Here is a 23730-nt window from a genome sequence, read left to right as displayed (position 1 = left end):
ACGGCATCCGGCCGATCACGGTTGGACGTAGCTCCATGGTGTCGCTGCGCTGCGGGCGCGCCGGGCCGCGTTTGCCGCGGCACGTCCGGTGGGCACAGGCGCTGCCCGTGCCCCGCCCGCCTGTTCTCATGGAAGCCATGAACGTCATGGACGAGCTGACACCCATACGAGAAGTCGCCGACCGTTTCGGGCTGCCCCTCTCGACCCTGCACTACTGGGAGCGGCGCGGGCTGGTGGAGCCGCACCGGCGGTCCGGGCGGCGGTACTTCGACTCGGAGCAGGTGTACCGCGTGGCGCTGATCAAGCTGTGGCGGGAGACCGGTCTGATGTCCGTCGAGGAGATCCGTTCCCTGCTCCACCGCGACGATCCCCCCGGCCCCGACTGGCGGGCCACCGTGCACAGCCGCATCCAGGCGCTGGAGGCGCACATCGCCCGGCTCGATGCCGCGCGCTCCTACCTCGGCCACCTCCTCTCCTGCGCCCACGGGCACGACTTGGAGCAGTGCCCCGACTTCCGGGCGACTGTCCCCCTGCCGCGTCCGGCCTAGGAGTCCAGGCCCCGGTCGTCGTCCGGTTGTACGAGGGCGACCCGGCGCAGGACCGGCTGGGCGTCACGCGCCTCGGGCACATCGAAGAGCGCGTCCACGGCCGGACGTTGAGTTGCGTGCGCGGCGACGAGTCCGGCGATCTGCCTCTCGTCCGCGGGTAGTCGCGCGGCCGCGAGCAACGTACGCACGCGGTCGCCGAGGTCGTCGTGCCGCGCGGGGGTTTCGTCGACCGCCCGAGCAGGGGCGTGGGACGGGGCTCGGCCGGCCGCCGCCTCGCCCGCCGCCCTCGCCGCGTACGCCGCGTACGCCGCCGGATCGGGTGTGCGCAGGTGCCAGTCGGTGTGGTGCTGGAACGCGTCGCCGACCCGCAGGATCGTTGCCTCGCCCGCCACCGGGCCCGCGATCTGCAGCGACAGTGGCAGCCCTGCCGCGGTGACGCCCATGGGGACGGCCAGTACGGGGTTGGCCAGCGGATTCCAGTACGGCGTATGGACCTTGCCGAACACGCCCGCGTGGTCCTGGTGGCCTGCCGCGTCGGCGAGGGCGCCGAACGGCGGAGCCCCGATCGACGCGGTCGGGCACACGATCACGTCCACGTCCCCGAATAGGGCGTCCACGGCCCGCTGGGCCACCGTGCGCACCCGCTGCGCCTGGACGTAGTCCGCGCCCGACACGAGGGCGCCCATCGCGAGGAGGCCGCGCGAGGCCACGCAGTAGTCGTCCCAGCGGCGGGTCAGGTCGGCGCGGTGGTGGGCGAGGCCCTCGGCGGCCACGGTCACGAACGCCGTGGTGATCAGCTCCCGCCAGTACGGCAGCCGCGCCTCGACCACGTCCGCGCCGAGGCGGGCGAGCACCGACACGGCCTCGTCGAACGCCCCGGGCAGCGCCGGATCGCCGTCCGCGGGGAAGTGGTGCTCCCGCGCCACGCCGACCCGCACGCCGGCCAGGTCACCGCCGAACCGGGGCTCGGTGAAAGGGAGTTGAGGGCCGCCGTCGGACGCGGCGGGGACGCCGTCCGGCGTGCCGGCGATCACCTTCAGCACCGCCGCGCAGTCCTCCGCACTGCGGGCGAGCGGGCCGACGCGGTCCAGGCTGTACCCGAGCGGTACGCAGCCGGCCGCGGGCACCCGCCCGAACGTCGGCATCAACCCGGTGACCCCGCAGAACGCCGCGGGCATGCGGATGCTGCCCCCGGTGTCGCTGCCGAGCGCGGCCGCGAACATCCCCGCCGCGATGCCGCTCGCCGAGCCCGAACTGGAGCCCCCGGCCCAGGACTCGGTCCGCCAGGGGTTGCGCGGGAACGGGAACGGCTTGTCCTCCTGCGGCAGTCCGCACCCGAACTCCATCGCGGTCGTCTTCCCGGTGAGCACCGCGCCCGCCGCGCGCAGCCGGGCCACCACCGGGGCGTCTTGCCCGGCCCACCGGCCGCGGTCGTGCACCAGGCTCTGCGCGGTGGTCGGGCCGTCGGCCGCCGCGATGGTGTCCTTCACGCCGAACGGGATCCCGTGCAGCGGTCCGCGGTCGATTCCGCGCGCCAACTCCTCGTCCGCGCGGGCGGCCGCGGCCCGGGCCCGCTCGTCGAAGCGCGTCAGGTACACACCGAGCGCCCCGTCCGAACGCTCGGCTTCGGCGATGGCAGCCTCGGTGAGCCCGACGCTGGTCACCCTGCCCTCCCGCAACGCCCGCGCGGTCTCGGTCAGGGTCGACGCTCCGCCCATGTTCCTTCCACCTCTCCATACGCCGCCGTTCTTCGACCGGCGGCCGGTGGAACGCAACGCTTCCAACTCAACCCGGGTTGAACGCAACTACTGCTGCCGCCGCGGGCGTCCACTGCTGCCGCCGCGGGCGTCCACCGGCGCGTGCGGGCCTGGCGATCACGCGCGCGTACCCGCGCAGGCGGGCGATTCCCAGAGGGTGACGCCGCGAAAACCAGAGGGTGACGCGCCGCGAAAAGAGTGGCGGTCACGCCTGGCTCGGCGGCCGTCCAGTATCAGTGGATACCTCCACCCAGAGAACCGGAGGTACTCCATGTCCGTACGCCCCGCCCTCACCGCCGCCCTCTTCGCCGTCACCGCGCTGTGTGCGGCCCCTGGCCAGGCCACCGCCGCAGACGGCGAGTCCGTCACCGTCAACCCCACCGGCAAGATCGCCAAGGACGGCACCGTCACGCTCTCCGGTACCTACCGCTGCACGGGCGCCACCGGACCGGTGTTCCTCAGCTCCTCGATCGGCCAGCGCGAACCCGGCGTCAAGCGCACCGTCGGCAGCTCCCTGGCCCTGTGCGACGGCGCCGAGCACCGCTGGCAGAACAGCGGAAAGATCCCGTCCCGCTCCGTCAAGCCCGGCACGGCCACCGTGGAGGCCACCCTCATGGAGCTGCGCCTCAGCAACGGCCTTCCGCTCCCCCACTTCCACGCCGCCCAGAGCCAGAACGTCACCCTCAGCAAGGGATGAGGGGCCTGCGCCTGAGCCTGCCCGTGGCCTTGCGGACGGTCCCGGCGAGGCCCCCGCCTTGTCTGACGGGCGGGGGCCTCGCGTGTCTGACGGGCGGGGCCTCGCCGAGGGGGGGGCGGGAGCATCAGCGGTTGCGCATCATGAGGAGCAGCAGAGTCACCGCGGAAAGATTCTTTTCCGGTCGTGCCGGTCGTGCCGGTCAGCCGTCAGACGAGGTCGCGGCGGATGTACCACTCGGTGGACAGCAGCCTCGACCGCTCGGCGGGGGAAAGCTTCGCGAGCCGCCCCGGCAGAGCTCCGCGCTCCACCTCGCTGCGGTGAGCCAGGACGGCGCTCAACTTCCGCTCCAGCCAAGGGCCGACATCGACCGTCGCGGTGACCGACTCGTCCGGGACGCTGTACAGCGTCCTGCCGTCGCGGACCAGACTCTGGCCCAGCTTCCGGGCAGCGGAGTGCGGGTGTGTGGCCAGGTAGAGGGAGTTCGGCCCCCACGGGGCGCCGGCGTCCGGGTAGAGCTGGTCCAGCGCGGCGGCCTGGACGGCGAGGGTGGTCACCCGGTGGGCGTGGAGGTGGTCCGGGTGTCCGGTCAGGCCGCCGTAGGCGTCGTGGGTGACGACGATGTCCGGGCGGAACTGCCGGATGTGCGCGACCAGCCGTTGTACCGCCTCATCCAGGGGCGCGTCCACGAAGCGGGCGCTGCCCGGCGCCGACTGCGGCACCCGGGCATCGGCGTAGCCGAGCAGCCTCGGCGTGCCCGCGCCAAGGATGCGGAGCGCGTCGGCCAACTCCGCGGCCCGCTGGGTCTCCGGCGCCCAGGTCGCCGTGACGACAGCGGTCCGTGCTCCCGCGGCCGCGTGGCGGGCCAGCACACCACCGGCCGACAGAGACTCGTCATCCGGATGCGCGAACACCGCGAGGAGGCTCGGCAGGGGCATGGCTGAATTCGCCTTTCTGTACATGGATGCCCGGCCCGTAGGACCAGTTGGTGGGGCAGGGATGGGCGGTTTGGTGGGGCAGGGATGGCCGGCCGTCGCAGGCTTCCTCCGGAGCACCTCCTTGCCCACCCCAGCCTCACCAACGTACGACGCACCGCCCTCTCCACCGGCATCACCCAGGCGTCTCCGTGCTCGACGTGGACGCTCTCCGATCCCCCTCCGATCACCGCCGACACCCGCCCGCTTAGGCTTCTGTCGCTGGTCAGCGCCATCTGCTGACCAGGTGATCAGGGGGCGAGGGCCGATGAACGATGCGACCGGGGTGTTCCAGCCACTGCAGGCGGACGATCCGCCACTGGTGGCCGGCTACCGTCTCGCCGCCCGGCTCGGCGCGGGTGGCATGGGCCGGGTCTATCTGTCGCACACGCAGGGCGGCCGAGCTGTGGCGATCAAGGTGGTACGGCCGGAGCTCGCCGACGACCCGGCCTTCCGGCGGCGGTTCCGCCGGGAGGTGGAGGCGGCCCGGCGAGTCCGGGGCGCGTACACCGCCGAGCTGATCGACGCCGACGCGGGCGACGCACCGCCCTGGCTGGCCACGCTGTACGTGCCCGGGCCCTCCCTGACGGAGGCCGTCGCGCGGCGCGGGCCACTGCCGGTGCCCGCCGTGCTGTGGCTGGTGGCAGGAGTGGCCGAGGCGCTGCAGGCCATACACGGCGCCGGCATCGTGCACCGGGACCTCAAACCGTCGAACGTGCTGCTGGCCGCGGACGGACCGCGTGTGATCGACTTCGGCATCTCGCTGGCCGCCGACGTCACCTCACACACAGCCACCGGCGCCACCGTCGGCACGCCTTCGTTCATGGCTCCCGAGCAGGCGTCCGCGGGCGAGGTCACGGCGGCGACGGATGTCTTCGCGCTGGGCCAGACGGCGGCGTTCGCGGCGCTGGGCAAGCCGCTGTACGGGGACGGCTCCGCCGTCGGCGTGCTGTACCGCATCGTGCACTCCGAACCCGATCTGTCCCTGCTGCCGGCGCAGTTGCGGCCGCTGATCGCCCGGTGCCTGGCCGCCGACCCCGAGGAGCGGGCCACCCCGGCGGAGGTCGTCCGGTGGTGCCGGCAGCGGCTGGGCCGGGACGCGGGCCCGGGACCGGTCGTCTGGCGGGAGATCACCGGGCCGGACGTGATGGTTCCGCCTCCGGTCCCCGACCCGACACCGGTGCACACGCTGCCGTTGGTCGCGCGGCCGCAGCCGGCGGGACCGGAGGAGCGGCGGTCCCGCAGACGGCGTACCGCGCTGATAGCGGCGGCGGCCCTGACGGCGGGGGCCGTGCTGCTGACGGGCGTGGCGTGGACGGTCAAGGACGCCACCGACGGTTCCCGCGACCAGAGGGCGGACGCGTCATCGACCCCCAGTGAATTGCCCGCCGGTGAATCGACCCCCGGTGAGGAGGAATCCGCTCGGTCCGAGGCGTCGTCAGGGGCATCCGGGTCGACGTCGGACGGCCCGGCGTCGGGGGCCCGCGGCCGGGCACTGGGGGCCTCGCGGCCCTCCTCGACCGCGCTCGAGCCGCCACGAGCCGTCCCGTACCCCTTCCAGTGGCTGGACGAGAAGAACTCTGTGGGCATCAAGGAGCCGGTCGAGCGCAAGGACCGCAAGGGGGACATCCGCCTCGTCTGCCAGGAGACCGGCTGCGCGCTGGAGAGCGACACGAGCGTGATCACCATGCTGTACGGCAAGCCGGGGGCATCCCGCGATTCGTGCCGTCGCGCCCTCGACGGCGCCGACAGCCGCCGCCTCCCTCTGGCCGCCGCGGCGGCCGGCAGCGAGATCTGCGTCAAGCACCCCTCCGGGGACATCGCGCTGCTCGTGATCCAGGTGAAGTCGACCGCACTGCCGACGAGCGGGGTCAGCTTCTTGACCGCGGACATGACGGTCTGGCGGGCATGAGCATGATCTGCGGCCTTGTCGACTTCTGCCTGCTCGGGCCGCGGTCGTGGTGTGGGTTTCGTCGTGGTGCGGGCTTCGATGAAGCCGGTCACGAGCCGAGCCGCTTCAGCGAGGGTGCCGGGCAGCATCCCGCCGTCCGGACCGGGGGTGGGTCGTGAGTGTCCGCCGCGCGCCTTCGGAGCCCGGCCCTGACCCGATACCGAAGGCGGTGCCTCCCCTCGACCCCGAACTGAGCCTCGCGCTGGCGGCCTTGGGCTTGGAGTCGAGGGAGCCGATCACCGCGGACAACCTTGAGGCCCGGCGGCAGCGGGATGCCGCGGCCCGGCCCCGGCCGACAGCCGAGGACCTTCGCGCCGACGGCCGCTTCGACGTGGCGGAGCTCCGCGTGCCGGGACCGCCGGACGGACCGGACGTCACGCTCGTGAGCGCGCGGCCGTCCGGCGTCGCCGGGCCACTGCCGCTGCTGTACTACATGCACGGCGGCGCGATGGTCATGGGCAACGCGTGGTCCGTCCTGCCGCGCATTCTCCGCGAGTGGGCCCTCCCGCTGGGACTGGCTGTCCTCTCGGTCGAGTACCGGCTGGCGCCGCGGACGCGGTACCCGGGGCCCCTGGAGGACTGCTACGCCGGACTCGTCTGGGCGGCCGAGCACGCGGCCGAACTGGACGTCGACGCGGACCGCATCATCATCGGAGGCAAGAGCGCGGGCGGCGGACTCGCAGCGGCCCTCGCCCTGCTGGCCCGTGACCGCGGCGGCCCCGTGGCACTGGGGCAACTGCTGCTGTGCCCGATGCTCGACGACCGCGCCGACACCGTCTCCAGTCACCAGATGACGGGCCTCGGCCTGTGGGACCTCACCTCCCACGCGACCGTGTGGCAGGCGCTGTTGGGTGACCGCTACGGCGCCGCGGACCTGCCGCCCTACGCCGCCCCCGCCCGCGCCACGGACCTGTCCGGGCTACCCCCGGCCTACATCGACGTCGGGTCGGCCGAGATGTTCCGGGACGAGGACGTGGCCTACGCGAACGCCATGTGGCAGGCCGGCGGCCAGGCCGAACTGCACGTATGGCCCGGTGCGTATCACGGCTTCGACAGCGTGGCCCCGCGGGCGGCCCTCAGCCAGGACGCACGCGACGCCCGCACCCGCTGGCTCCGTCGCCGCCTCGCGCAATCCGGCCGCCCGCCGTCGTAGGAACCCCGAGGCCTCCGTACGCGGCGGCCGGGCGCGGGCTCGGTCTGGGCGCACGGGTGGGTGGGGCCAGACCCACTCCTGGGCCGATCGGGGCGGCGGCGGGCCCTGCGCGGTGCAGAGTGGGATCTCGGCGGGATCTTGATGGGATCCCGGCTGATCTCGGCTGATCTCGGCTGATCTCGACGGGATCCTCGAGCGAAGAAGGTGAAGGAAGAGTCATGCGACAGCTCGGTTCGTGGGCGGCGCGCGTCGGTGTGGGGTTCGTGCGGGCCTGCGTGGTCGCGGTCGTCAGCCTGCTGATCCCCGCCGTGTGGGCCGCGGCCGTGGCGCTGGGGATCTGGTGGGGCGCGGGCAACCCGTGGTCGTGGGTCGCGCCGGTCGTGCTGGGGTGCGTGGGCACGCTCGCGCTGTCCCGGCCGGTCTGCCGGATGGTCCGTTTCCTCGTCGCGAGGTGGACGGCCACCGTCATTCCCGCCGGATACCGGCGGGCGGGGCCGGTGACGCGGATGTCGACCGGGTACTGGTGGAACGGCTTCAGTTACGAGCGCACACGCCGCGACGCCCTCCTGGACCAGAAGTGGCGGGTCCGGTGGCGCGATCCCGCCAACTGGCGCGACCTGCGGTTCACGGGGATCGTGCCGCTCACCGCGGGCGTGGTCGCGGCTGTCCCCGCGGCCGGGGTGGCGGCGGCCGTCCTCGGGCTCGGCCGACCGGGGCTCGGCGCCCGCGTCGGCGGCGCGCTCGCCCTGGTCGTGGCCGCTGCCCTCGCCCCGTACGCCTGGCGGCCCCTCGCCCCGGTCGCCGTCCGCTTCCTGCGCCCGTCGTCGGCGATGGCGCTCGCGGACCGCGTCGACGAGCTGACGGCGCAACGCGCGGACGCGACGGTCGCGCAGGCCGCCGAGATCCGCCGCATCGAACGGGACCTGCACGACGGGGCGCAGGCCCGCCTGGTCGTACTCGGGCTCTCGCTCGCGACCGCGGAGAAGCTGATGGAGACCGACCCCGAACAGGCCAAGTCGCTGATGCGGGAAGCGCGGGTCGGCGCCGCCACGTCCCTGACCGAACTGCGCGAACTGGTGCGGGGAATCAACCCGCCCGTGCTCAACGACCGCGGGCTCGTCGACGCCGTCCGCGCGCTCGCCCTGGACAGTCCGCTCGACGTGATCGTCCACGCCGATGTCCTCCTCCACCTGGACCCGCCGATCGAGTCCGCCGTCTACTTCGGGATCGCCGAGCTGGCCACCAACACCGTCAAGCACGCCCGGGCGACCCGCGCGCACATCTCCCTCGCCCGCGAGGGTGCGGCGGCCGACCTCGTCGCCGTGGTCGAGGACGACGGCCGGGGCGGAGCCGAGGCACGCCCCGGCGGCGGCCTCGACGGACTGCGCCGCCGCCTCGCGGCCTTCGGCGGCACCCTGGACGTCGACAGCCCGGCAGGCGGGCCCACCCGAGTGAGAATGACGGTGCCATGCGAATCGTCGTAGCCGAAGACCTCTACCTCCTGCGTGACGGAATGGTCCGTCTCATCGAGGCGTACGGACACCAGGTGGTGGCGACGGCGACCACGGGCCCCGAAACTCTGGGAGCCCTGCTGACGTGGCGGCCGGACCTGGCCGTCGTCGACGTCCGCATGCCGCCCACCCAGTCCGACGAGGGCCTGCGCGCGGCCCTCGCCGCCCGCCGCGAACTACCCGGACTGCCGGTGCTGATCCTCTCCCAGTACGTCGAGCAACTCTACGCCCGCGAACTCCTGGCCGACGGTGCGGGCGGCATCGGCTACTTCCTCAAGGAGAGCGTCTTCGACGCCGACCAGTTCATCGACGCCCTGGAACGCGTCGCGGACGGCGGCACGGCCATGGACCCGGCCGTCATCGCCAAACTGCTCTCCAGCGCGCCCTCGAACCGGCGTCTGGAGCAGCTCACCGAACGCGAACACTCCGTGCTCGGCCTCATGGCGGAAGGCCTGTCCAACCAGGCCATCGCCAAGCGGCTCTTCCTCAGCGAAAGCGCGATCAGCAAGTACACCACCTCCCTGTTCGGCAAGCTCGGCATCACCGACGACGACAGCAACAACCGCCGCGTCCTCGCCGTCCTCACCTACTTGAACAAGCCCTGACCTGCCTGAACAGGCCCTGGCCCGCTCGCAGATGGCAAAGGCTTGCGGGCCGAGGCCGCGCCCAGCCGGGGCCGCACTCCGTGTGGCCGCCCGACGTCGGGGAGGCCGCATTCTCACTGGCCCGCGGCGCGCCGGTGCTGTTACCTTGATCGACATGGCACGAGGTATCTGGTCGCAGAAGGTCCGCTCCGCCCGCTGACGGCGGCGCCTTCTCCCTGCTGAATCCGCGCTCGCCGTCCCGGTCCCGCCGGGCGGCCGTCTTTTGCTGCCCGGCTCCACTGCGAGCTGCGAAGCATCCCTTGAACTTCACCCCGACCCCTCAAGCCCGAGCCCTGTCCCTGCCCGTCGAGGCAGGCGGCCGCGCGCACGTCCGCGCCGAGGCCGTCACCGTCACCCGCGGGTCCCGACGTGTCCTGAACGGCGTCTCGGTCACCGTCTCCGCCCGGTCGCGGATCGCCGTCGTCGGCGAGAACGGCCGCGGCAAGACGACGCTGCTGCACGTCCTCGCCGGACTGATCGCGCCCGACGAGGGCACCGTGCACCGGGCCGGCACCATCGGCCTGGCCCTCCAGGAGCTGTCCTCGCGGAACGGTGAGACCGTCGGCACCCTGACGTCCGAGGCGCTGGCCGCGTCACTCGCGGCCCTCGCCGCGCTGGACGAGGCGACCCTCGCCATGGCCAAGGGCGAGCCCGCCGCCGACGACCGCTATGCCGCCGCGCTCGACGCCGCGACCCGGCTCGACGCGTGGGACGCCGAACGCCGCGTCGACGTCGCCCTTGAGGCCCTCGGCGCGTGCACCGACCGCGACCGCCCGCTGTCCGCGCTGTCGGTCGGCCAGCGCTATCGGGTCCGGCTCGCGTGCCTGCTCGGCGCGCGGCACGACGTCCTGCTGCTCGACGAGCCGACCAACCACCTCGACGCGGGCGGCCTCGACTTCCTGACCCGCAGGCTGCGCGAGCACGACGGCGGTCTGGCCGTCGTCAGCCACGACCGGGCGCTGCTGCGCGATGTCGCGGACCGCTTCCTCGACCTCGACCCGACCCGCGACGAAAGGCCGCGCCTGTACGCCGGCGGCTACGACGCCTGGCAGGACGCCCGGCGTCGTGAGCGTGAGCGCTGGGAGCAGGACCACGAGGAGCAGCAGGCCGAGCACCGGCGGCTGCAGGACGCGGTGTCCAAGGCCCGCGACCGGCTCTCCACCGGCTGGCGGCCGGACAAGGGGACCGGCAAGCACCAGCGCCAGTCCCGCGCACCCGGCGTCGTACAGGCCCTGAACCGGCAGCAGGAGGCCCTGCGCGCCCACCGGATCGACGTACCGGAACCACCGCCGGCGTTGCGGTGGCCCGACCTGGGCGTCCGGGCGGGTGCGCCGCAGCTGCGCGCGCACGGCGTCGCCGTCGACGGCCGCCTCGCCGGGCCGGTCGGCCTCACCCTCGACGGCGGCGACCGGCTGCTCGTCACCGGGCCGAACGGTGCCGGGAAGTCCACGCTGCTCGCGGTCCTCGCCGGTTCGCTCCAACCCACGCACGGGTACGTCCGGACGGCGCAGGGGGCCCGGATCGTCCGGGTCACCCAGGAGACCGCCGAGCAGCACCCCGGCCTCACCGCCCACGAGGTGCACGCCCGCCATGTGGGACGGCTGGTGGCGCGCGGGGCGCTCCGCGACGCCGACGCCGTCCCGCTCGGCGCGCTCGGACTCCTCGACCCCGACGCGCTGCGCACGCCGGTCGGGCGGATGTCGCAGGGGCAGCGGCGGCGCCTCGACCTGGCCCTCGCGCTGGCCGGGCGGCCCGGCCTCATCCTGCTCGACGAGCCCACCAACCACCTCTCGTCGACGCTGGTCGACGAGTTGACCGACGCCATCCGCGGCACGAGCGCCGCCGTCGTCGTCGCCACGCACGACCGGCAACTGCTGCGGGACCTCGCGGACTGGCCACGACTGGAGGTGGGGTGAATCCCCGGGCGTCCCGGGGTCACCATCCCCTCCCCCGCCCCCTCACGGCCGTGGCACCCGCCGGTCCGCCGCCTCCCAGGCGCCGCGGTCGCGGGACGGCTCGTAGCGCCGCAAAGGCTGTGTGCGTACGACGAGTTCGCGCATCGTCGGCCGGTTGGCGACGAGGCCCTGGGCGCGGGCCTGCACCAGGACGTTGCCGAGTGCCGCGGCCTCGGCCGGTCCTGCGACGACCGGCACCCCGCAGGCGTCCGCGGTCAGTTGGCACAGCAGGCGGTTGCGTGCCCCGCCGCCGACCACGTGCACGACGTCGACCGGGTGGTCGGCGAGCCGTTGGGCGTCCGCGACGGCACGGCGATGGGCGAGGGCGAGCGAGTCCAGGATGCAGCGAGTGATCTCACCGCGGGTCACCGGCGCGGGCTGTCCGGTGGCCCGGCAGGCCTCGGCGATCCGTTCCGGCATCCGGCCGGGCGCGAGGAACGCGGGGTCGGAGGCGTCCACGACCGAGCGCAGGCCGGGCGCCGCGGCCGCTTCCCGCAGGAGGGGCACGACGTCCGGCTCGCTCCAGGAGCGCATGCACTCCTGGAGCAGCCACAGGCCCATGATGTTGCGCAGGTAGCGGACCGCGCCGTCGATGCCCAGTTCGTTGGTGAAGTTCGCGGTCCGGCTCTGCTCGGTCAGGACGGGCGCGTCGAGTTCGAGCCCCGCGAGGGACCAGGTTCCCGTGCAGATGTACGCGAAGCGCTCGCCGGTGGCCGCGGGGACGGCGGCCACCGCGGACGCGGTGTCGTGCGAGCCCACCGTCGTGACCGGCGTCTCGTGTCCCGTGAACTCCGCCGCGTGGGCGCGCAGTCGGCCTGCCGGGTCGCCGGGGTGGCGCAGTGGGGCGAAGAGGGAGAGGTCGATGCCCAGGGCGGCGGCCACCGCGTGCGCCCAGGTGCCGGTGCGTGGGTCGATCAGCTGGGTGGTGGAGGCGTTCGTGAGCTCCGTGCCCTGCTCGCCGGTCAGCCAGTACGAGATCAGGTCGGGCATCAGTAACAGGCGGGATGCGGCGGCGAGTTGGGCGGTGCCTTGTGCGGCCAGGAGTTGGTACAGGGTGTTGATGGGCGTGTCCTGGATGCCGGTCTCGGCGTACAGCCGCTGCGCGGGCAGCAGCGTCCACGCCTTTTGCGCCATGCCGTCGGTGCGTGCGTCGCGGTAGTGGACCGGATTGCCGAGCAGGTGCCCGTCGGCGTCGAGCAGACCGTAGTCGACGCCCCAGCTGTCGATGCCGATCGAGTCCACGCGGCCCGCCGCACGCAGGCCGTCGAGGATGCCCGCGTACAGCCCGAGCACGTCCCAGCGCAGCCCCTCCGCGAGCCGGACCGGACGGTTCGGGAAGCGGTGCGCCTCGGTGAGGCCGAGGGCGTCGGGGCCGACGCGGCCGACCATGACGCGTCCGCTGGACGCGCCCAGGTCGACCGCGGCGAACGTCCCCGTGCCCGCCGGCGGCGTACGTCCCGTACGAGAACTCATCGCAGGAACGCCGCGGCGACACCCGCGTCCACGGGAATGTGCAGGCCGGTCGTGTGCGTGAGGTCCCCGCCCGTCAGCGCGAACACGGCCCCGGCGACATGCTCGGGCAGCACTTCGCGCTTGAGCAGGGTCCTCTGGGCGTAGAACTCGCCCAGCTTCTCCTCCTCGATGCCGTACGTCGCCGCGCGCTGCGCTCCCCAGCCGCCCGCGAAGATGCCGGAGCCGCGCACCACTCCGTCCGGATTGACGCCGTTGACGCGGATGCCGTGCTCGCCCAACTCGGCGGCGAGCAGGCGTACTTGGTGAGCCTGGTCGGCCTTGGTGGCGGAGTAGGCGATGTTGTTCGGTCCGGCGAAGACGGAATTCTTCGAGGCGATGTAGACGATGTCGCCGCCCAGGCCCTGTCCCGTCATGATGCGGACGGCCTCGCGGGAGACGAGGAAGGAGCCGCGCGCCATGATGGCGTGCTGGCGGTCCCAGTCCTGCGCGGTGGTCTCGAGGAGCGGTTTGGAGATGGAGATGCCCGCGTTGTTGACGACGAGGTCCACGCCGCCGAAGGCGAGCGCCGCGGCCCGGAACGCCCGCGTGATCTGTTCCTCGGAGGTGACGTCGACTGTGACGGCCACCGCCTTGTCCGGACCGCCCAACTCCTCTGCCACAGCAGCCGCGTTGTCCGCGTCGAGGTCGGCGACGACCACGCAGGCACCCTCGGCGACCAGCCGGTGCGCGATCGCCTTGCCGATGCCGCTGCCCGCACCCGTCACGAACGCGACCCGGGTGGCCAGAGGCTTGGGCGCGGGCATGCGCCGCAGCTTGGCCTCCTCCAGGTCCCAGTACTCGATGCGGAACTTCTCCGACTCCTCGATGGGCGCGTACGTGGAGACCGCCTCGGCCCCGCGCATGACGTTGATCGCGTTGAGGTAGAACTCGCCGGCCACGCGGGCAGTCTGCTTGTCCTTTCCGTAGCTGAACATGCCGACGCCGGGCACGAGCACGATCGCCGGGTCGGCGCCGCGCATCGCGGGTGACTGGTCGGTGGCGTGGCGGCGGTAGTACGCCGTGTACTCCTCGCGGTAGGCGGTGTGGAGCTCCTTCAGCCGGGTGACGACCGCGTCGAGTGCGGCGGTCGGCGGCAGGTCGAGGACGAGCGGGCGGATCTTGGTGCGCAGGAAGTGGTCGGGGCAGGACGTGCCGAGGGCGGCGAGCCGCGGGTGCTCGGTGCGTGAGAGGAAGTCCAGGACGGTGTCGGAGTCGTCGAAGTGGCCGACCTGCGGGCGGTCCCTGGAGGCCAACCCCCGGATGTGCGGGGCGAGTTCGGCGGCCCGGGCCCGGCGTTCGGCTTCGGGCAGGGCCTCGTACTCCCGAAGGGGCGCGCCGAAGGGCTGTGCCTTGCCGCGTTCGGCCAGGAACGTCTCGGCGGTGCGGATGAGGAACAGCGAGTTCGCCTCGCACTCCTCGGCGCTGTCGCCCCAGGCGGTGATGCCGTGGCCGCCCAGGACGCAGCCGATCGCCTCCGGGTGGGCGGCCTTGACCGCGGCGATGTCCAGGCCGAGCTGGAATCCGGGGCGCCGCCACGGCACCCACACCACCTTCTCGCCGAAGCACTCGGCGGTGAGTTTCTCGCCGTCGGCGGCGCAGGCCAGGGCGATGCCGGAGTCGGGGTGCAGATGGTCGACGTGCGCCGCGTCCACCAGGCCGTGCATGGCCGTGTCGATGGACGGGGCGGCGCCGCCCTTGCCGTGCAGGCAGTAGTCGAACGCGGCGACCATCTCGTCCTCGCGCTCCACTCCCGGGTACACGTCCGTGAGGGCCCGCAACCGGTCCAGGCGCAGCACGGCGAGGCCGGGTTCGGTGAGGGTGCCGAGGTCGCCGCCGGAGCCCTTGACCCACATCAGCTCGACCGCGCCGCCGGTGACGGGGTCGGTGGCGGTGCCCTTGGCGGAGGTGTTGCCGCCCGCGTAGTTGGTGTTGCGGGGGTCGGCGCCGAGCCGGTGCGAGCGGGCGAGGAGGGCGGCTGCCTCGGGGTGGGGTGCGTCCGGGTGGGGTGCGTCCGGGTGGGGTGCCATGTCGGATTCGGCCCTTCGGGGAGTCTCGGTCCATCGGGGAGTGACGTACGGGGTGCGGGGCGGCTGCCTCACGTCAGGCGCCCCAGCCGGCCTGCTCACCGCCCACCCGCTCGGCGACGATCCTCTCCTGCCATCCCGCGGCCCGGTAGGCGGCGACGGGGTCCGGGGCGATGCCGAGCTCCTCGCGCACCTCGGCGAGCAGCGGGCGGACATCGGTGTCGTACGCGTCCATCAGCACGGCGTTGGCCTCCAGGACGTCGCCCGAGCGCTGGGCCGCGGACAGTGCGTCCCGATCGACGAGCAGCGCCTTGGCCGTGGCCTCCTGCACGTTCATCACCGAGCGGATGATCGCCGGGATCTTGGCCTCGATGTTGTGGCACTGGTCCAGCATGAACGCGATCCCCGAGTCGGCGTCGAGGCCGCCGCCGCGCCGTACCTCGTACATGATCCGGAAGAGTTGGAAGGGGTCCGCCGCGCCGACCATCAGGTCGTCGTCGGCGTAGAAGCGGGAGTTGAAGTCGAAGGCGCCGAGCTTGTTCTCGCGCAGCAGGAAGGCCACGATGAACTCGATGTTGGTGCCCGGGGCGTGGTGCCCGGTGTCCACGCAGACCTGAGCCTTGTCGCCGAGCCTGAGGCAGTGGGCGTACGAAGTGCCCCAGTCCGGGACGTCCGTCGTGTAGAAGGCAGGCTCGAAGAGCTTGTACTCCAGGACCAGCCGCTGGTCCTCGCCGAGCCGGTCGTAGACGGCCTGAAGGGCTTCGGCGAGGCGGTCCTGGCGGGCCCGGGTGTCGTCCTGGCCGGGGTAGTTGGTGCCGTCGGAGAACCACAGTTTCAGGTCGCGGGAGCCGGTGGCGTCCATGATGTCGACGCAGTCCAGGAGGTGCGCGAGGGCCTTGCGGCGCACCTTGGGGTCCGGGTTGGTGACGGAGCCGAGTCGGTAGTCGTCGTCCTGGAAGACGTTCGCGTTGATGGCGCCCAGGCGCAGGCCGCGCTCCTTCGCGTACGTCGCGAGCGCGGCGTAGTCGTCGACCTCGTCCCAGGGAATGTGCAGCGCCACCGTCGGTGCGGCACCCGTCAGTTCGTGCACGGTGGCGGCGTCGTCCAGCTTCTCCCGTGGGGTGCGCGGGACGCCCGGCTGGGTGAACACCTTGAAACGGGTGCCCGAGTTGCCGTAGGCCCAGGACGGGGTCTCGATGGCCTGGCGCTTGAGCACGGCCTTCACTTCGGCGCGGTCTGTCACTTCGGAACTCCTGGGGGAACGGGACTCCCTGGCGCAGCGGCACGCGAGGTGCCCACGACGGATCGTGAAACGATTCATGGCGAACCTAGAAGTCCGGGCGCGGAGCGTCAAGAGGGGGCGGAACAGACACCAACGGCCCGCACCTCGTGCGGGATTCGCACGAGCGTAACGCTTCCCTGCGAACCCATTGACGCGAAAACGTCGGCCTGTCTAACGTCCCAGCCACTGAACTGAAACCTTTCACGCACTCTGTCACGACGTGGCCGGTCCGTAGCCGTGTCGTCGAGGAGCCCCCATGACCCACGCGACCGACTCGGGCCCGACTCCTGTGCTGGCCCTCGAGGGCGTGTCCAAGTCCTTCGGTGCGGTGCGCGCCCTGCGGGGCGTGTCGCTGGAGCTGTTCCCCGGTGAGGTGCACGCCCTCGCCGGGGAGAACGGCGCGGGCAAGTCCACACTCATCAAGGTCCTGGCCGGCGTGCACCGGCCCGACGCCGGCCGGGTACTGCTCGACGGTGCGGCGACCGCCTTCCACGGTCCCGCCGACGCCCGGGACGCGGGCATCGCCGTGATCTATCAGGAGCCCACGCTGTTCCCGGACCTCTCCATCGCCGAGAACATCTTCATGGGCCGCCAGCCTCGCCGAGCCCTCGGGCTGCTCGATCACCGGGCCATGCTCACGGCGACCGCCGCGCTGATGACACGCCTCGGCGTCACGCTGGACCCGCAGCGTCCGGCGCGTGGACTGTCGATCGCCGACCAGCAGATCGTCGAGATCGCCAAGGCGCTGTCCTTCGACGCCCGCGTCCTGATCATGGACGAGCCGACGGCCGCCCTGACCGGCAGTGAAGTGTCCCGGCTCTTCGGCGTGGTGCGCACGCTGCGCGAACAAGGCGCAGCCGTGCTGTTCATCTCCCACCGCCTCGAGGAGATCTTCGAGATCGCGCAGCGTGTCACCACCCTGCGCGACGGTTCCCGCATCGCCGTCGAGCCGGTGGACGGCATGACGGAGGACGATCTCGTCCGCAGGATGGTCGGCCGCGACCTCGACGAGCTGTACCCCAAGCAGGACGTCGTGCCCGGTGATGTCGCCCTTTCCGTACGGCGGTTGACGCGCGAGGGCGTGTTCACCGACGTGTCCTTCGAGGTGCGCCGCGGCGAGATCGTCGGCCTTGCGGGGCTGGTGGGCGCCGGGCGCACCGAGGTCGCGCGTGCCGTCTTCGGCGTCGACCGGTGGGACGGCGGCGAGGTCGACCTGGACGGGCGGCCGCTGGTCAACGGCGCCCCGTCCGTGGCCATGGCCGCCGGCCTCGCCCTGGTGCCCGAGGACCGGCGCGCCCAGGGCCTGGTGATGGGCATGTCCATCGAGCGGAACATCGCGCTGACCGGCCTGCGTACGACGGTGCGGGCCGGGCTGATGGACCGTTCCGCCGAGCGGCGCCGCTCCGTCGACTGGGCCGTCAGGCTGCGGGTGAAGTACGCGCGCATCGCGGATGCCGTCTCGACCCTGTCGGGCGGCAATCAGCAGAAGGTCGTCCTCGCCAAGTGGCTCGCCACCGGGCCCAAGGTGCTCATCGTGGACGAGCCGACCCGCGGCATCGACGTGGGCACGAAGGCCGAAGTGCACCGGCTGCTCGGCGAGTTGGCGGCCGACGGCGTGGCCATCGTGATGATCTCCTCCGACCTGCCCGAGATCCTCGGCATGGCCGACCGCGTGCTCGTCATGCACGAGGGCCGGATCGCCGCCGAGATCCCCCGTGCCGACGCCACCGAGGAAGCCGTGCTGGCCGCGGCCACCGGGAGGGCCGCATGACGGTGACCACCCCCACGCCCACACCCGCCACCGAGGTGCCGCGGTCCAACGGTGCGCGCCTGGTGGACCGGGTGTTCAAGATGCGCGAACTCGCCATCCTGGTCGTCTTCTTGGCGATGATCGCGATCACGCAGGCGGGCAACAGCGAGTTCCTGTCCGAGCAGGGCATCAAGGACCTGCTCCTGAACGCGACCATCCTGGTGCTCGTCGCCACCGGTCAGGCGCTGGTCGTCATCACCCGCAACGTCGACCTGTCGGTCGGCTCGACGCTCGGCATCAGCGCCTTCGCCGCCGGTACGTATCTCCAGGGCGGCGGCAGCGGCGTGGTCGCCGTGCTGGTGGCCGTCGCCCTCGGCATCGGCTGCGGGCTGCTCAACGGCGCGCTGGTCAGCCTGGGGCAGGTGCCGGCCCTCGTCGTCACCCTCGGCACGCTGTACATCATCCGCGGCGTCGACTCGATCTGGGTCGGCTCGCGTCAGATCACCGCGGCCGATCTGCCCGGCGGCTTCGTCGACTTCGGCTCGGGCGGCGTCTTCGCCGTCCCGTATCTGGCGCTAATCGCCCTCGCCGTCCTGGTGGCGACCGCGTTCTGCCTCAAGCACCTCGGCGGCGGCCGCGAGCTGTACGCGCTCGGCTCCAACCCCGAGGCCGCGCGCCTGGCAGGCATCCCGCTGCGCAGACGCATTCTGACGGCGTACACCGTGTGCGGCGCGCTCACCGGTCTGGCCGGAGCGCTGTATCTCGCCCGCTTCGGCAACGTCGACTCCGCGACCGGCAACGGCTATGAACTCACCGTCGTCAGCGCCGTGGTCGTCGGCGGCGTCGTGTTCACCGGCGGCTCCGGCAGCGTCTACGGCGCGGCCCTCGGCGCGCTCCTGCTGACCTCCATCAACAGCGTGCTGCCCGCGCTCGGCGTCAGTTCGGTGTGGGTCATGGCCATCAACGGGTTCCTGCTCGTCCTCGCCATCGCCGTCGACCGCGTCGTCGCGCTGCGCGTGGCCCGCGCACTGAAGAAGAGGAACGCTCGCCATGCCTGAGCCGCTCGCGCGCGCCGTCCGCTGGGACACGGTCGTCGGCGCCCTGCTCCTCGTCGTCCTGCTGCTCTCCTTCGGCTTCGTCGACGGGTTCGGCAACGGCCTCAACCTGTCGTTCCTGATCGGCAACACCCTGCCGATCGCGCTGATCGCGCTGCCGATGACGCTCCTGGTCGTGGCCGGTGAGATCGACCTGTCCGTGGCGTCGACGGCCGGTCTCTCCGGCGCGGTGATGGGTGCCTTGTGGAACGCGGGCATGGCGATCGAGGCGATCATCCCGTTGTGCCTGCTGCTCGGCGTGGTGTGCGGGCTGGTCAACGGGCTCCTGGTGACCCGGCTCGGGCTGCCCTCGCTGGCCGTCACGATCGGCACCCTGGCCGCCTACCGGGGCATCGCCCAGATCGTGCTCGGCTCGGACGCGGTGACCGACTTCCCCACGCGGTACCTGGACTTCGCCGCCGGACGATTCGGCGACACGTTCGTCCCGTACGCCCTGCCGCCCTTCCTCGCCCTGCTCGCCATCGCCGTCGTCGTCCTGCACGCCACGCCCTTCGGGCGCTCCCTGTTCGCGGTGGGAGCGAACGAGGAGGCGGCCCGGTTCGCGGGCGTCCGCGTCAAGCGGCACAAGCTGTGGTTGTTCGTGGCGACCGGGTTCATGGCCGCGCTGACCGGTGTCTTCTGGGCCCTGCACTACGCCAGCGCGCGCTACGACAACGCCACCGGCCTCGAACTGTCCGTCGTCGCCGCCGTGTTGCTCGGCGGCATCGACTTCGACGGCGGCAAGGGCACCCTCGGCGGCGCCGTCGCCGGTGTGTTCCTGCTCGGCACCCTGCAGAACGTGATGAGCCTGCTCGACGTGTCCGCGCAGTCCCAGATCGTCGTCACCGGGGTCCTGCTCGTCCTGTCGGTGCTCGGTCCGCGCGTGGCGCGCCAGGTCGTGCAGGCCCGGGCGGGCCGCCGGGCCGGTCGGCCGCCTGCCGCCGTCGGCTGAGTCCGGCCGTACGTTCCGCTGAGTCCGCCCGCACGTGCCGCACGTTCTGTACGCAGTCCCCGTACCCCAGTGCCCGAAGGGAACCTCTCATGTCCCGAGTCACGCTCCGCCGTGCCTGCTGCGCCGTCGCGGCCGCCACCACCCTCACCCTGGGCGCGAGCGCCTGCGGCGGCACCACGAAGGACGACGCCGCCAAGGAGGGCGGCGCCAACGCCTCCGCGGGCAAGGCCGACCCGAACGCCGCGACCAAGAAGGACCTGACCGTCGCGTTCCTGCCCAAGCAGGTCAACAACCCGTACTTCACCACGGCCGACAAGGGCGGCGAGAAGGCCCTCAAGGAGCTCGGCTCGACGTACAAGGAGACCGGGTCCAGCTCCGCCACCGACACCAGTGGCCAGGTCTCCTACGTCAACACCCTCACCCAGCAGCAGGTCGACGCCATGGCCGTCTCCGCGCAGGACCCCGGCGCGCTGTGCACCGCCCTCAAGCAGGCCATGAAGAACGGCGTCAAGGTCGTCACCTACGACTCCGACACCAAGCCCGAGTGCCGCAACGCGTTCGTCTCCCAGGCCAGTGCGGAGGACCTGGGCCGCACCCAGGTGCAACTGCTCGCGAAGCAGCTCGACCACAAGGGCGAGATAGCGATCCTGTCGGCCGCACAGACCGCGACCAACCAGAACACCTGGATCGGCTTCATGAAGGACGAGCTGAAGAACCCCAAGTACAAGAACATGAAGCTGGTGAAGGTCGCGTACGGCAACGACGACGCGCAGGCGTCCTTCCAGCAGACGCAGGGTCTCCTCCAGGAGCACCCGAAGCTGGCCGGCATCATCTCCCCGACGACGGTCGGCATCAAGGCGGCCGCCCAGTACCTGTCGGGCTCCAAGTACAAGGGCAAGGTCGCGCTCACCGGCCTCGGCACCCCGAACGACATGCGCAAGTACGTCAAGAACGGCACCGTCGAAGCATTCGAGTTGTGGGACCCCGCCAAACTCGGCGAGCTCGCCGCCCGCACGGCCGTCGCCCTGAAGTCCGGGCAGATCACCGGCAAGGAAGGCGAGACCTTCAAGGCCGGTGCCATGGGCTCTTTCACCCTCGGCGAGAACGGCGTGATCAACCTCGGCAAGCCGACCGTCTTCGACGAGAAGAACATCGACCGGTTCGACTTCTGACGTCGCATAGCCTTGCACCGATCTCGTCGAACCACACATCCCTGGAGGTCCTGCCCCGATGGCCCCGCTCGTGGGTATCAAGGACATCGCGCTCGCCGCAGGAGTCTCCGTGGGCACGGTCTCCAACGTGCTCAACCGGCCGGACTCCGTCTCGCCCCGCACCCGGGCCCGCGTCCAGGCCGAGATCGACCGCCTCGGCTACGTCCGCAGCGAGTCCGCCCGCCAGCTGAGGGTCGGACGCAGCCGCATGGTCGGCCTCCTCGTCCTCGACATGGGCAACCCCTTCTTCGTGGACATCGCGCGGGGCGCGCAGCGTGCGACCCGGGCCGCGGGCCTCGGGGTGATGCTCTGCGACAGCGAGCAGGACCCGGCCGAAGAGGCCGACTACCTCTCGCTCTTCGCCGAGCAGCGGGTGCGCGGTGTCCTGCTCACCCCGGCGGACGCGACCGGCCGCACGGTGGAGATGTTCCGTCGGCACCGCATCCCGTTCGTCCTCGTCGACCGGGTGGCCGAGGGCGCCTCCGAGTGCTCCGTCTCGGTCGACGACGTGACCGGCGGCGCGCTGGCCGTGCGCCATCTGCTCGACGCGGGGCACCGCTCGATCGCCTACGTCAGCGGCCCGCCCGGACTCCAGCAGGTGACCGACCGCCGCACCGGCGCCGTGAACGCCCTCACCGAGGCCGGCCTGACGCGCGACGCGCTGCGCGAACTGCCCACCGAACGCCTCGACGTCGCCGCGGGACGCGACGCCGGGGCGCGTCTGCTCGGCCTGGCGGACCGGCCCACCGCCGTCTTCTGCGCCAACGACCTGCTCGCCCTCGGCGTGCTGCAGGCCATGTTCGCCGCCGGGGTGCGCGTTCCGGACGACCTGGCGATCGTCGGCTACGACGACATCGAGTTCGCCGCCGCCGCGGCCATCCCGCTCACCTCGGTACGCCAGCCCGCCGTCGCCATGGGCCGGATGGCCGCCGAGCTCCTCCTGGAGGAAATCGCGGCGGAGCCCGACGGCTCGGACCACCGGCACCGCACCATCGTGCTCAGCCCGGAACTGGTGGTGCGGCACTCCAGCCTCGGGGCACGCTGACGCCCGTCGCCGCCCAGCACACGGCAACGCCGCCCCGTGAGCCCCACGGACTTGTCGACGCGCGACCAGGACAGCCCGCCCGGACCCCGGACCGTGCGCAGCTCCGTGCGCGCCCAGTCCCCCTCGTCGTCGCCCCCGTCGCGCGGCGTCGGGCCGCACGGTGAACGTCCGGCAGCCCTCGTCGCTGGGGCGCAGCCCCGCCACGTTCTCGGAAGCACCGTCGAAGCCGGGCGGCTAGGGCGCGGCGCCCGCCCCGATCCAGTACCCCTGCCAGTCCTCGTCCCGCAACGCGGTCTCCCACCACCCAGGACGCTCTCCACGCGGAGGACCGACCCGCTCCGTCCCAGACCCGCACCTGCCAGTGGCAGCGGGTACGGGGCAGCAACGCGGGCCCGCCGTACGGCACGCCGACGGTCCGCGCAGAGGTCACCCGGCCGGAGTCCCACACCGTGCGCTCCCCGACTCCTACTCACCGGAGGCGAGCGACACCCGGACCCGTGTGGTCGAAGGGAAGCAACTGCCGCGGCCGCACGAGAGGGAGGGTCGGCCGCCCGTCCGGCGTACCACCCCGGCGGATGAGGAGGGCAAGGATCCCTGTCGGTGTCAGCAGTTCGTCCCAAGGCGTTTCGTGCGCCCAGGACACCGACCTTCTGTCGGTGACACCGATCGCCAAGTCGAAGGAGTCCGAGTGCGTCCTGCCGGAGTCCGGCTTCGGACTGACCGACTGCTGCTCCGGTCCGGAGACGGACTGCGGCGGTCCGAGCATGGGCTCCGATGTCTCCGGCGGTTCGCCGGCAACGCGTGCTTGGGGAGGATCGGGCGGGACAGCCCGGAGTTCTACGGTCCGGCCGAGTCGGGAGGCGGACTTGACGGCCGGCCGCGCGGGACGTGAACGTTCGGCATGGGACGGCCTCCTCCTGCTCGCGTGCTGCTACAGGAGGAGGCCGGAATCCGCTGGTGTTTTTGACATCGTCCGGCGCATCTCCGCCGGACCGGTCCGTGCTGCGACGGCAGTACCCGCGTGTGGACGACGGCGATATTCCCCTGGCTGAACGTCACGTAATTCCCCCAGGGCCGGGCCTGGTGGGGACTACTTGATGGAGGGCTTGCCTGGCTTGTCGGTGGGGTTCTTGGGGTGTTTGTTCGGGCGGTAGCTGGGGCCGTTCATGATGACTTGGTGGCTGGTGTTCGAGATCACAAGAGGTTCAAGGATGGGCTCTTACGTCGAGGCCCTGGAGGACGCCGTGCGTCGGTGAACAGGGAGACCTCCGCCTGTGGGCGGGCATGTGCGGTGGTAGGGCCTGCCAGGGATGAACCGCTGCCACTCCTGTCGGCTGAGGTTCTTGGCAAGGGTGGCGCACAGCTCCTGAGCGGTGCGCTCGGGGTCGGTGCTCCACAGCCGGGCGGTGTGGTCGTCGCTGCCGGTGGCGAGCGTACCGCCGTCGGGGCTGAACGCTAGCGTGCTGACCAGCTGGGTGTGGCCGGTGCGGTGGCCAGGACCGTACGCCGCTTCATGTCCCACAGCAGCACGGCGTCGCCCGCGCTGCGGTGGCCAGGGTGAGCCCGTCCGGGCTGAACTCCATAGCCGACAGCCGTTCCGTGTGGCCCTTGAGGACGGTGCCGCGTGGCTTTGTCGCCAGTCACCGACAAAGCCAGTCGCGGCCTCGTGACAG

At 72.3% G+C, this 23730-nt stretch carries 19 protein-coding genes and 1 pseudogene; 12 read left to right on the top strand and 8 right to left on the bottom strand.

Annotation, left to right across the window (positions count from 1 at the left end; genetic code table 11):
- Positions 1-137 precede the first annotated feature (137 nt).
- On the top strand, positions 138-548 hold the full coding sequence (locus AC0KTA_RS39005; protein WP_481052928.1) for a helix-turn-helix domain-containing protein: 411 nt from the start codon (positions 138-140) through the stop codon (positions 546-548).
- On the opposite strand, the gene AC0KTA_RS39000 is transcribed toward AC0KTA_RS39005, so the two are convergent.
- On the bottom strand, positions 545-2266 hold the full coding sequence (locus tag AC0KTA_RS39000) for an amidase (RefSeq protein ID WP_481052927.1): 1722 nt from the start codon (positions 2264-2266) through the stop codon (positions 545-547). The two genes, AC0KTA_RS39005 and AC0KTA_RS39000, sit on opposite strands and share 4 nt — an antisense overlap.
- Positions 2267-2576: 310 nt before the next feature.
- On the opposite strand from AC0KTA_RS39000, the gene AC0KTA_RS38995 reads away from it, so the two are divergent.
- On the top strand, positions 2577-3002 hold the full coding sequence (locus tag AC0KTA_RS38995) for a DUF6299 family protein (RefSeq protein ID WP_481052926.1): 426 nt from the start codon (positions 2577-2579) through the stop codon (positions 3000-3002).
- 206 nt (positions 3003-3208) lie between these two features.
- Here AC0KTA_RS38995 and AC0KTA_RS38990 read toward each other — a convergent pair whose 3' ends face one another.
- Positions 3209-3937 (bottom strand): PIG-L deacetylase family protein, encoded by a 729-nt coding sequence (locus AC0KTA_RS38990; RefSeq protein ID WP_481052925.1) that lies wholly within the window; start codon positions 3935-3937, stop codon positions 3209-3211.
- A 304-nt stretch (positions 3938-4241) separates the two neighbouring features.
- On the opposite strand from AC0KTA_RS38990, the gene AC0KTA_RS38985 reads away from it, so the two are divergent.
- The 5 genes from AC0KTA_RS38985 to AC0KTA_RS38965 all read left to right on the top strand — a co-directional run bounded on the left by AC0KTA_RS38985 (position 4242) and on the right by AC0KTA_RS38965 (position 11148).
- Entirely contained in the window at positions 4242-5885 is a 1644-nt protein-coding gene (locus tag AC0KTA_RS38985; protein ID WP_481052924.1) for a serine/threonine-protein kinase, read from the top strand.
- 208 nt (positions 5886-6093) lie between these two features.
- Positions 6094-7077 carry an alpha/beta hydrolase gene (locus AC0KTA_RS38980; protein WP_481052923.1) on the top strand — a complete coding sequence of 328 codons (984 nt, stop codon included), beginning with the start codon at positions 6094-6096 and terminating at the stop codon, positions 7075-7077.
- 218 nt (positions 7078-7295) lie between these two features.
- Entirely contained in the window at positions 7296-8561 is a 1266-nt protein-coding gene (locus AC0KTA_RS38975; protein WP_481052922.1) for a sensor histidine kinase, read from the top strand.
- Positions 8546-9193: a response regulator transcription factor gene (locus AC0KTA_RS38970; RefSeq protein ID WP_481052921.1), complete on the top strand. Its 648-nt coding sequence runs from the start codon at positions 8546-8548 to the stop codon at positions 9191-9193. Before AC0KTA_RS38975 ends, AC0KTA_RS38970 begins: the two co-directional genes overlap by 16 nt.
- A 299-nt stretch (positions 9194-9492) precedes the next feature.
- Positions 9493-11148, top strand: a complete 1656-nt coding sequence (locus AC0KTA_RS38965; protein WP_481052920.1) for an ABC-F family ATP-binding cassette domain-containing protein — start codon at positions 9493-9495, stop codon at positions 11146-11148.
- 42 nt (positions 11149-11190) lie between these two features.
- Here AC0KTA_RS38965 and AC0KTA_RS38960 read toward each other — a convergent pair whose 3' ends face one another.
- The 3 genes from AC0KTA_RS38960 to rhaI all read right to left on the bottom strand — a co-directional run bounded on the left by AC0KTA_RS38960 (position 11191) and on the right by rhaI (position 15966).
- Positions 11191-12660: a rhamnulokinase gene (locus AC0KTA_RS38960; RefSeq protein ID WP_481052919.1), complete on the bottom strand. Its 1470-nt coding sequence runs from the start codon at positions 12658-12660 to the stop codon at positions 11191-11193.
- Positions 12657-14726, bottom strand: a complete 2070-nt coding sequence (locus AC0KTA_RS38955; protein WP_481052918.1) for a bifunctional aldolase/short-chain dehydrogenase — start codon at positions 14724-14726, stop codon at positions 12657-12659. Before AC0KTA_RS38955 ends, AC0KTA_RS38960 begins: the two co-directional genes overlap by 4 nt.
- Before the next feature lie 73 nt (positions 14727-14799).
- Positions 14800-15966 carry an L-rhamnose isomerase gene (gene rhaI / locus AC0KTA_RS38950; protein WP_481052917.1) on the bottom strand — a complete coding sequence of 389 codons (1167 nt, stop codon included), beginning with the start codon at positions 15964-15966 and terminating at the stop codon, positions 14800-14802.
- A 295-nt stretch (positions 15967-16261) separates the two neighbouring features.
- On the opposite strand from rhaI, the gene AC0KTA_RS38945 reads away from it, so the two are divergent.
- The 5 genes from AC0KTA_RS38945 to AC0KTA_RS38925 all read left to right on the top strand — a co-directional run bounded on the left by AC0KTA_RS38945 (position 16262) and on the right by AC0KTA_RS38925 (position 22057).
- Positions 16262-17776 carry a sugar ABC transporter ATP-binding protein gene (locus AC0KTA_RS38945; RefSeq protein ID WP_481052916.1) on the top strand — a complete coding sequence of 505 codons (1515 nt, stop codon included), beginning with the start codon at positions 16262-16264 and terminating at the stop codon, positions 17774-17776.
- Complete coding sequence (locus tag AC0KTA_RS38940; protein WP_481052915.1) at positions 17773-18813, top strand: ABC transporter permease; 1041 nt, start codon at positions 17773-17775, stop codon at positions 18811-18813. Before AC0KTA_RS38945 ends, AC0KTA_RS38940 begins: the two co-directional genes overlap by 4 nt.
- Positions 18806-19801: an ABC transporter permease gene (locus AC0KTA_RS38935; RefSeq protein ID WP_481052914.1), complete on the top strand. Its 996-nt coding sequence runs from the start codon at positions 18806-18808 to the stop codon at positions 19799-19801. The genes AC0KTA_RS38940 and AC0KTA_RS38935 overlap by 8 nt, the downstream gene beginning before the upstream one ends.
- Before the next feature lie 89 nt (positions 19802-19890).
- Positions 19891-20973: a rhamnose ABC transporter substrate-binding protein gene (gene rhaS / locus AC0KTA_RS38930; RefSeq protein WP_481052913.1), complete on the top strand. Its 1083-nt coding sequence runs from the start codon at positions 19891-19893 to the stop codon at positions 20971-20973.
- A 58-nt stretch (positions 20974-21031) separates the two neighbouring features.
- Positions 21032-22057 carry a LacI family DNA-binding transcriptional regulator gene (locus AC0KTA_RS38925; RefSeq protein WP_481052912.1) on the top strand — a complete coding sequence of 342 codons (1026 nt, stop codon included), beginning with the start codon at positions 21032-21034 and terminating at the stop codon, positions 22055-22057.
- Here the strand turns inward: AC0KTA_RS38925 and AC0KTA_RS38920 are convergent.
- The 3 genes and pseudogenes from AC0KTA_RS38920 to AC0KTA_RS38910 all read right to left on the bottom strand — a co-directional run bounded on the left by AC0KTA_RS38920 (position 22011) and on the right by AC0KTA_RS38910 (position 23579).
- Complete coding sequence (locus AC0KTA_RS38920; protein WP_481056711.1) at positions 22011-22463, bottom strand: glycoside hydrolase family 78 protein; 453 nt, start codon at positions 22461-22463, stop codon at positions 22011-22013. The two genes, AC0KTA_RS38925 and AC0KTA_RS38920, sit on opposite strands and share 47 nt — an antisense overlap.
- A 684-nt stretch (positions 22464-23147) precedes the next feature.
- A pseudogene (locus tag AC0KTA_RS38915) lies at positions 23148-23246 on the bottom strand (ATP-binding protein); the annotation flags it as partial.
- 30 nt (positions 23247-23276) lie between these two features.
- Positions 23277-23579, bottom strand: coding sequence for a WD40 repeat domain-containing protein (locus tag AC0KTA_RS38910; protein ID WP_481052911.1), 303 nt, complete (start codon positions 23577-23579; stop codon positions 23277-23279).
- Positions 23580-23730: the final 151 nt, after the last annotated feature.

This window comes from Streptomyces sp. Y309, assembly GCF_056712025.1.
The sequence above is the reverse complement of the archived record's forward strand: the minus strand, read 5'-3'. Positions and strand labels throughout refer to the sequence as shown.

Excerpts from the sequence above, each read along its gene's own strand:
- AC0KTA_RS39005 (WP_481052928.1), top strand. The coding sequence starts at position 138 with ATGAACGTCATGGACGAGCTGACACCCATACGAGAAGTCGCCGACCGT.
- AC0KTA_RS39000 (WP_481052927.1), bottom strand. The coding sequence starts at position 2,266 with ATGGGCGGAGCGTCGACCCTGACCGAGACCGCGCGGGCGTTGCGGGAG.
- AC0KTA_RS38995 (WP_481052926.1), top strand. The coding sequence starts at position 2,577 with ATGTCCGTACGCCCCGCCCTCACCGCCGCCCTCTTCGCCGTCACCGCG.
- AC0KTA_RS38990 (WP_481052925.1), bottom strand. The coding sequence starts at position 3,937 with ATGCCCCTGCCGAGCCTCCTCGCGGTGTTCGCGCATCCGGATGACGAG.
- AC0KTA_RS38985 (WP_481052924.1), top strand. The coding sequence starts at position 4,242 with ATGAACGATGCGACCGGGGTGTTCCAGCCACTGCAGGCGGACGATCCG.
- AC0KTA_RS38975 (WP_481052922.1), top strand. The coding sequence starts at position 7,296 with ATGCGACAGCTCGGTTCGTGGGCGGCGCGCGTCGGTGTGGGGTTCGTG.
- AC0KTA_RS38970 (WP_481052921.1), top strand. The coding sequence starts at position 8,546 with ATGCGAATCGTCGTAGCCGAAGACCTCTACCTCCTGCGTGACGGAATG.
- AC0KTA_RS38960 (WP_481052919.1), bottom strand. The coding sequence starts at position 12,660 with ATGAGTTCTCGTACGGGACGTACGCCGCCGGCGGGCACGGGGACGTTC.
- AC0KTA_RS38955 (WP_481052918.1), bottom strand. The coding sequence starts at position 14,726 with ATGGCACCCCACCCGGACGCACCCCACCCGGACGCACCCCACCCCGAG.
- AC0KTA_RS38945 (WP_481052916.1), top strand. The coding sequence starts at position 16,262 with ATGACCCACGCGACCGACTCGGGCCCGACTCCTGTGCTGGCCCTCGAG.
- AC0KTA_RS38940 (WP_481052915.1), top strand. The coding sequence starts at position 17,773 with ATGACGGTGACCACCCCCACGCCCACACCCGCCACCGAGGTGCCGCGG.
- AC0KTA_RS38935 (WP_481052914.1), top strand. The coding sequence starts at position 18,806 with ATGCCTGAGCCGCTCGCGCGCGCCGTCCGCTGGGACACGGTCGTCGGC.
- rhaS (WP_481052913.1), top strand. The coding sequence starts at position 19,891 with ATGTCCCGAGTCACGCTCCGCCGTGCCTGCTGCGCCGTCGCGGCCGCC.
- AC0KTA_RS38925 (WP_481052912.1), top strand. The coding sequence starts at position 21,032 with ATGGCCCCGCTCGTGGGTATCAAGGACATCGCGCTCGCCGCAGGAGTC.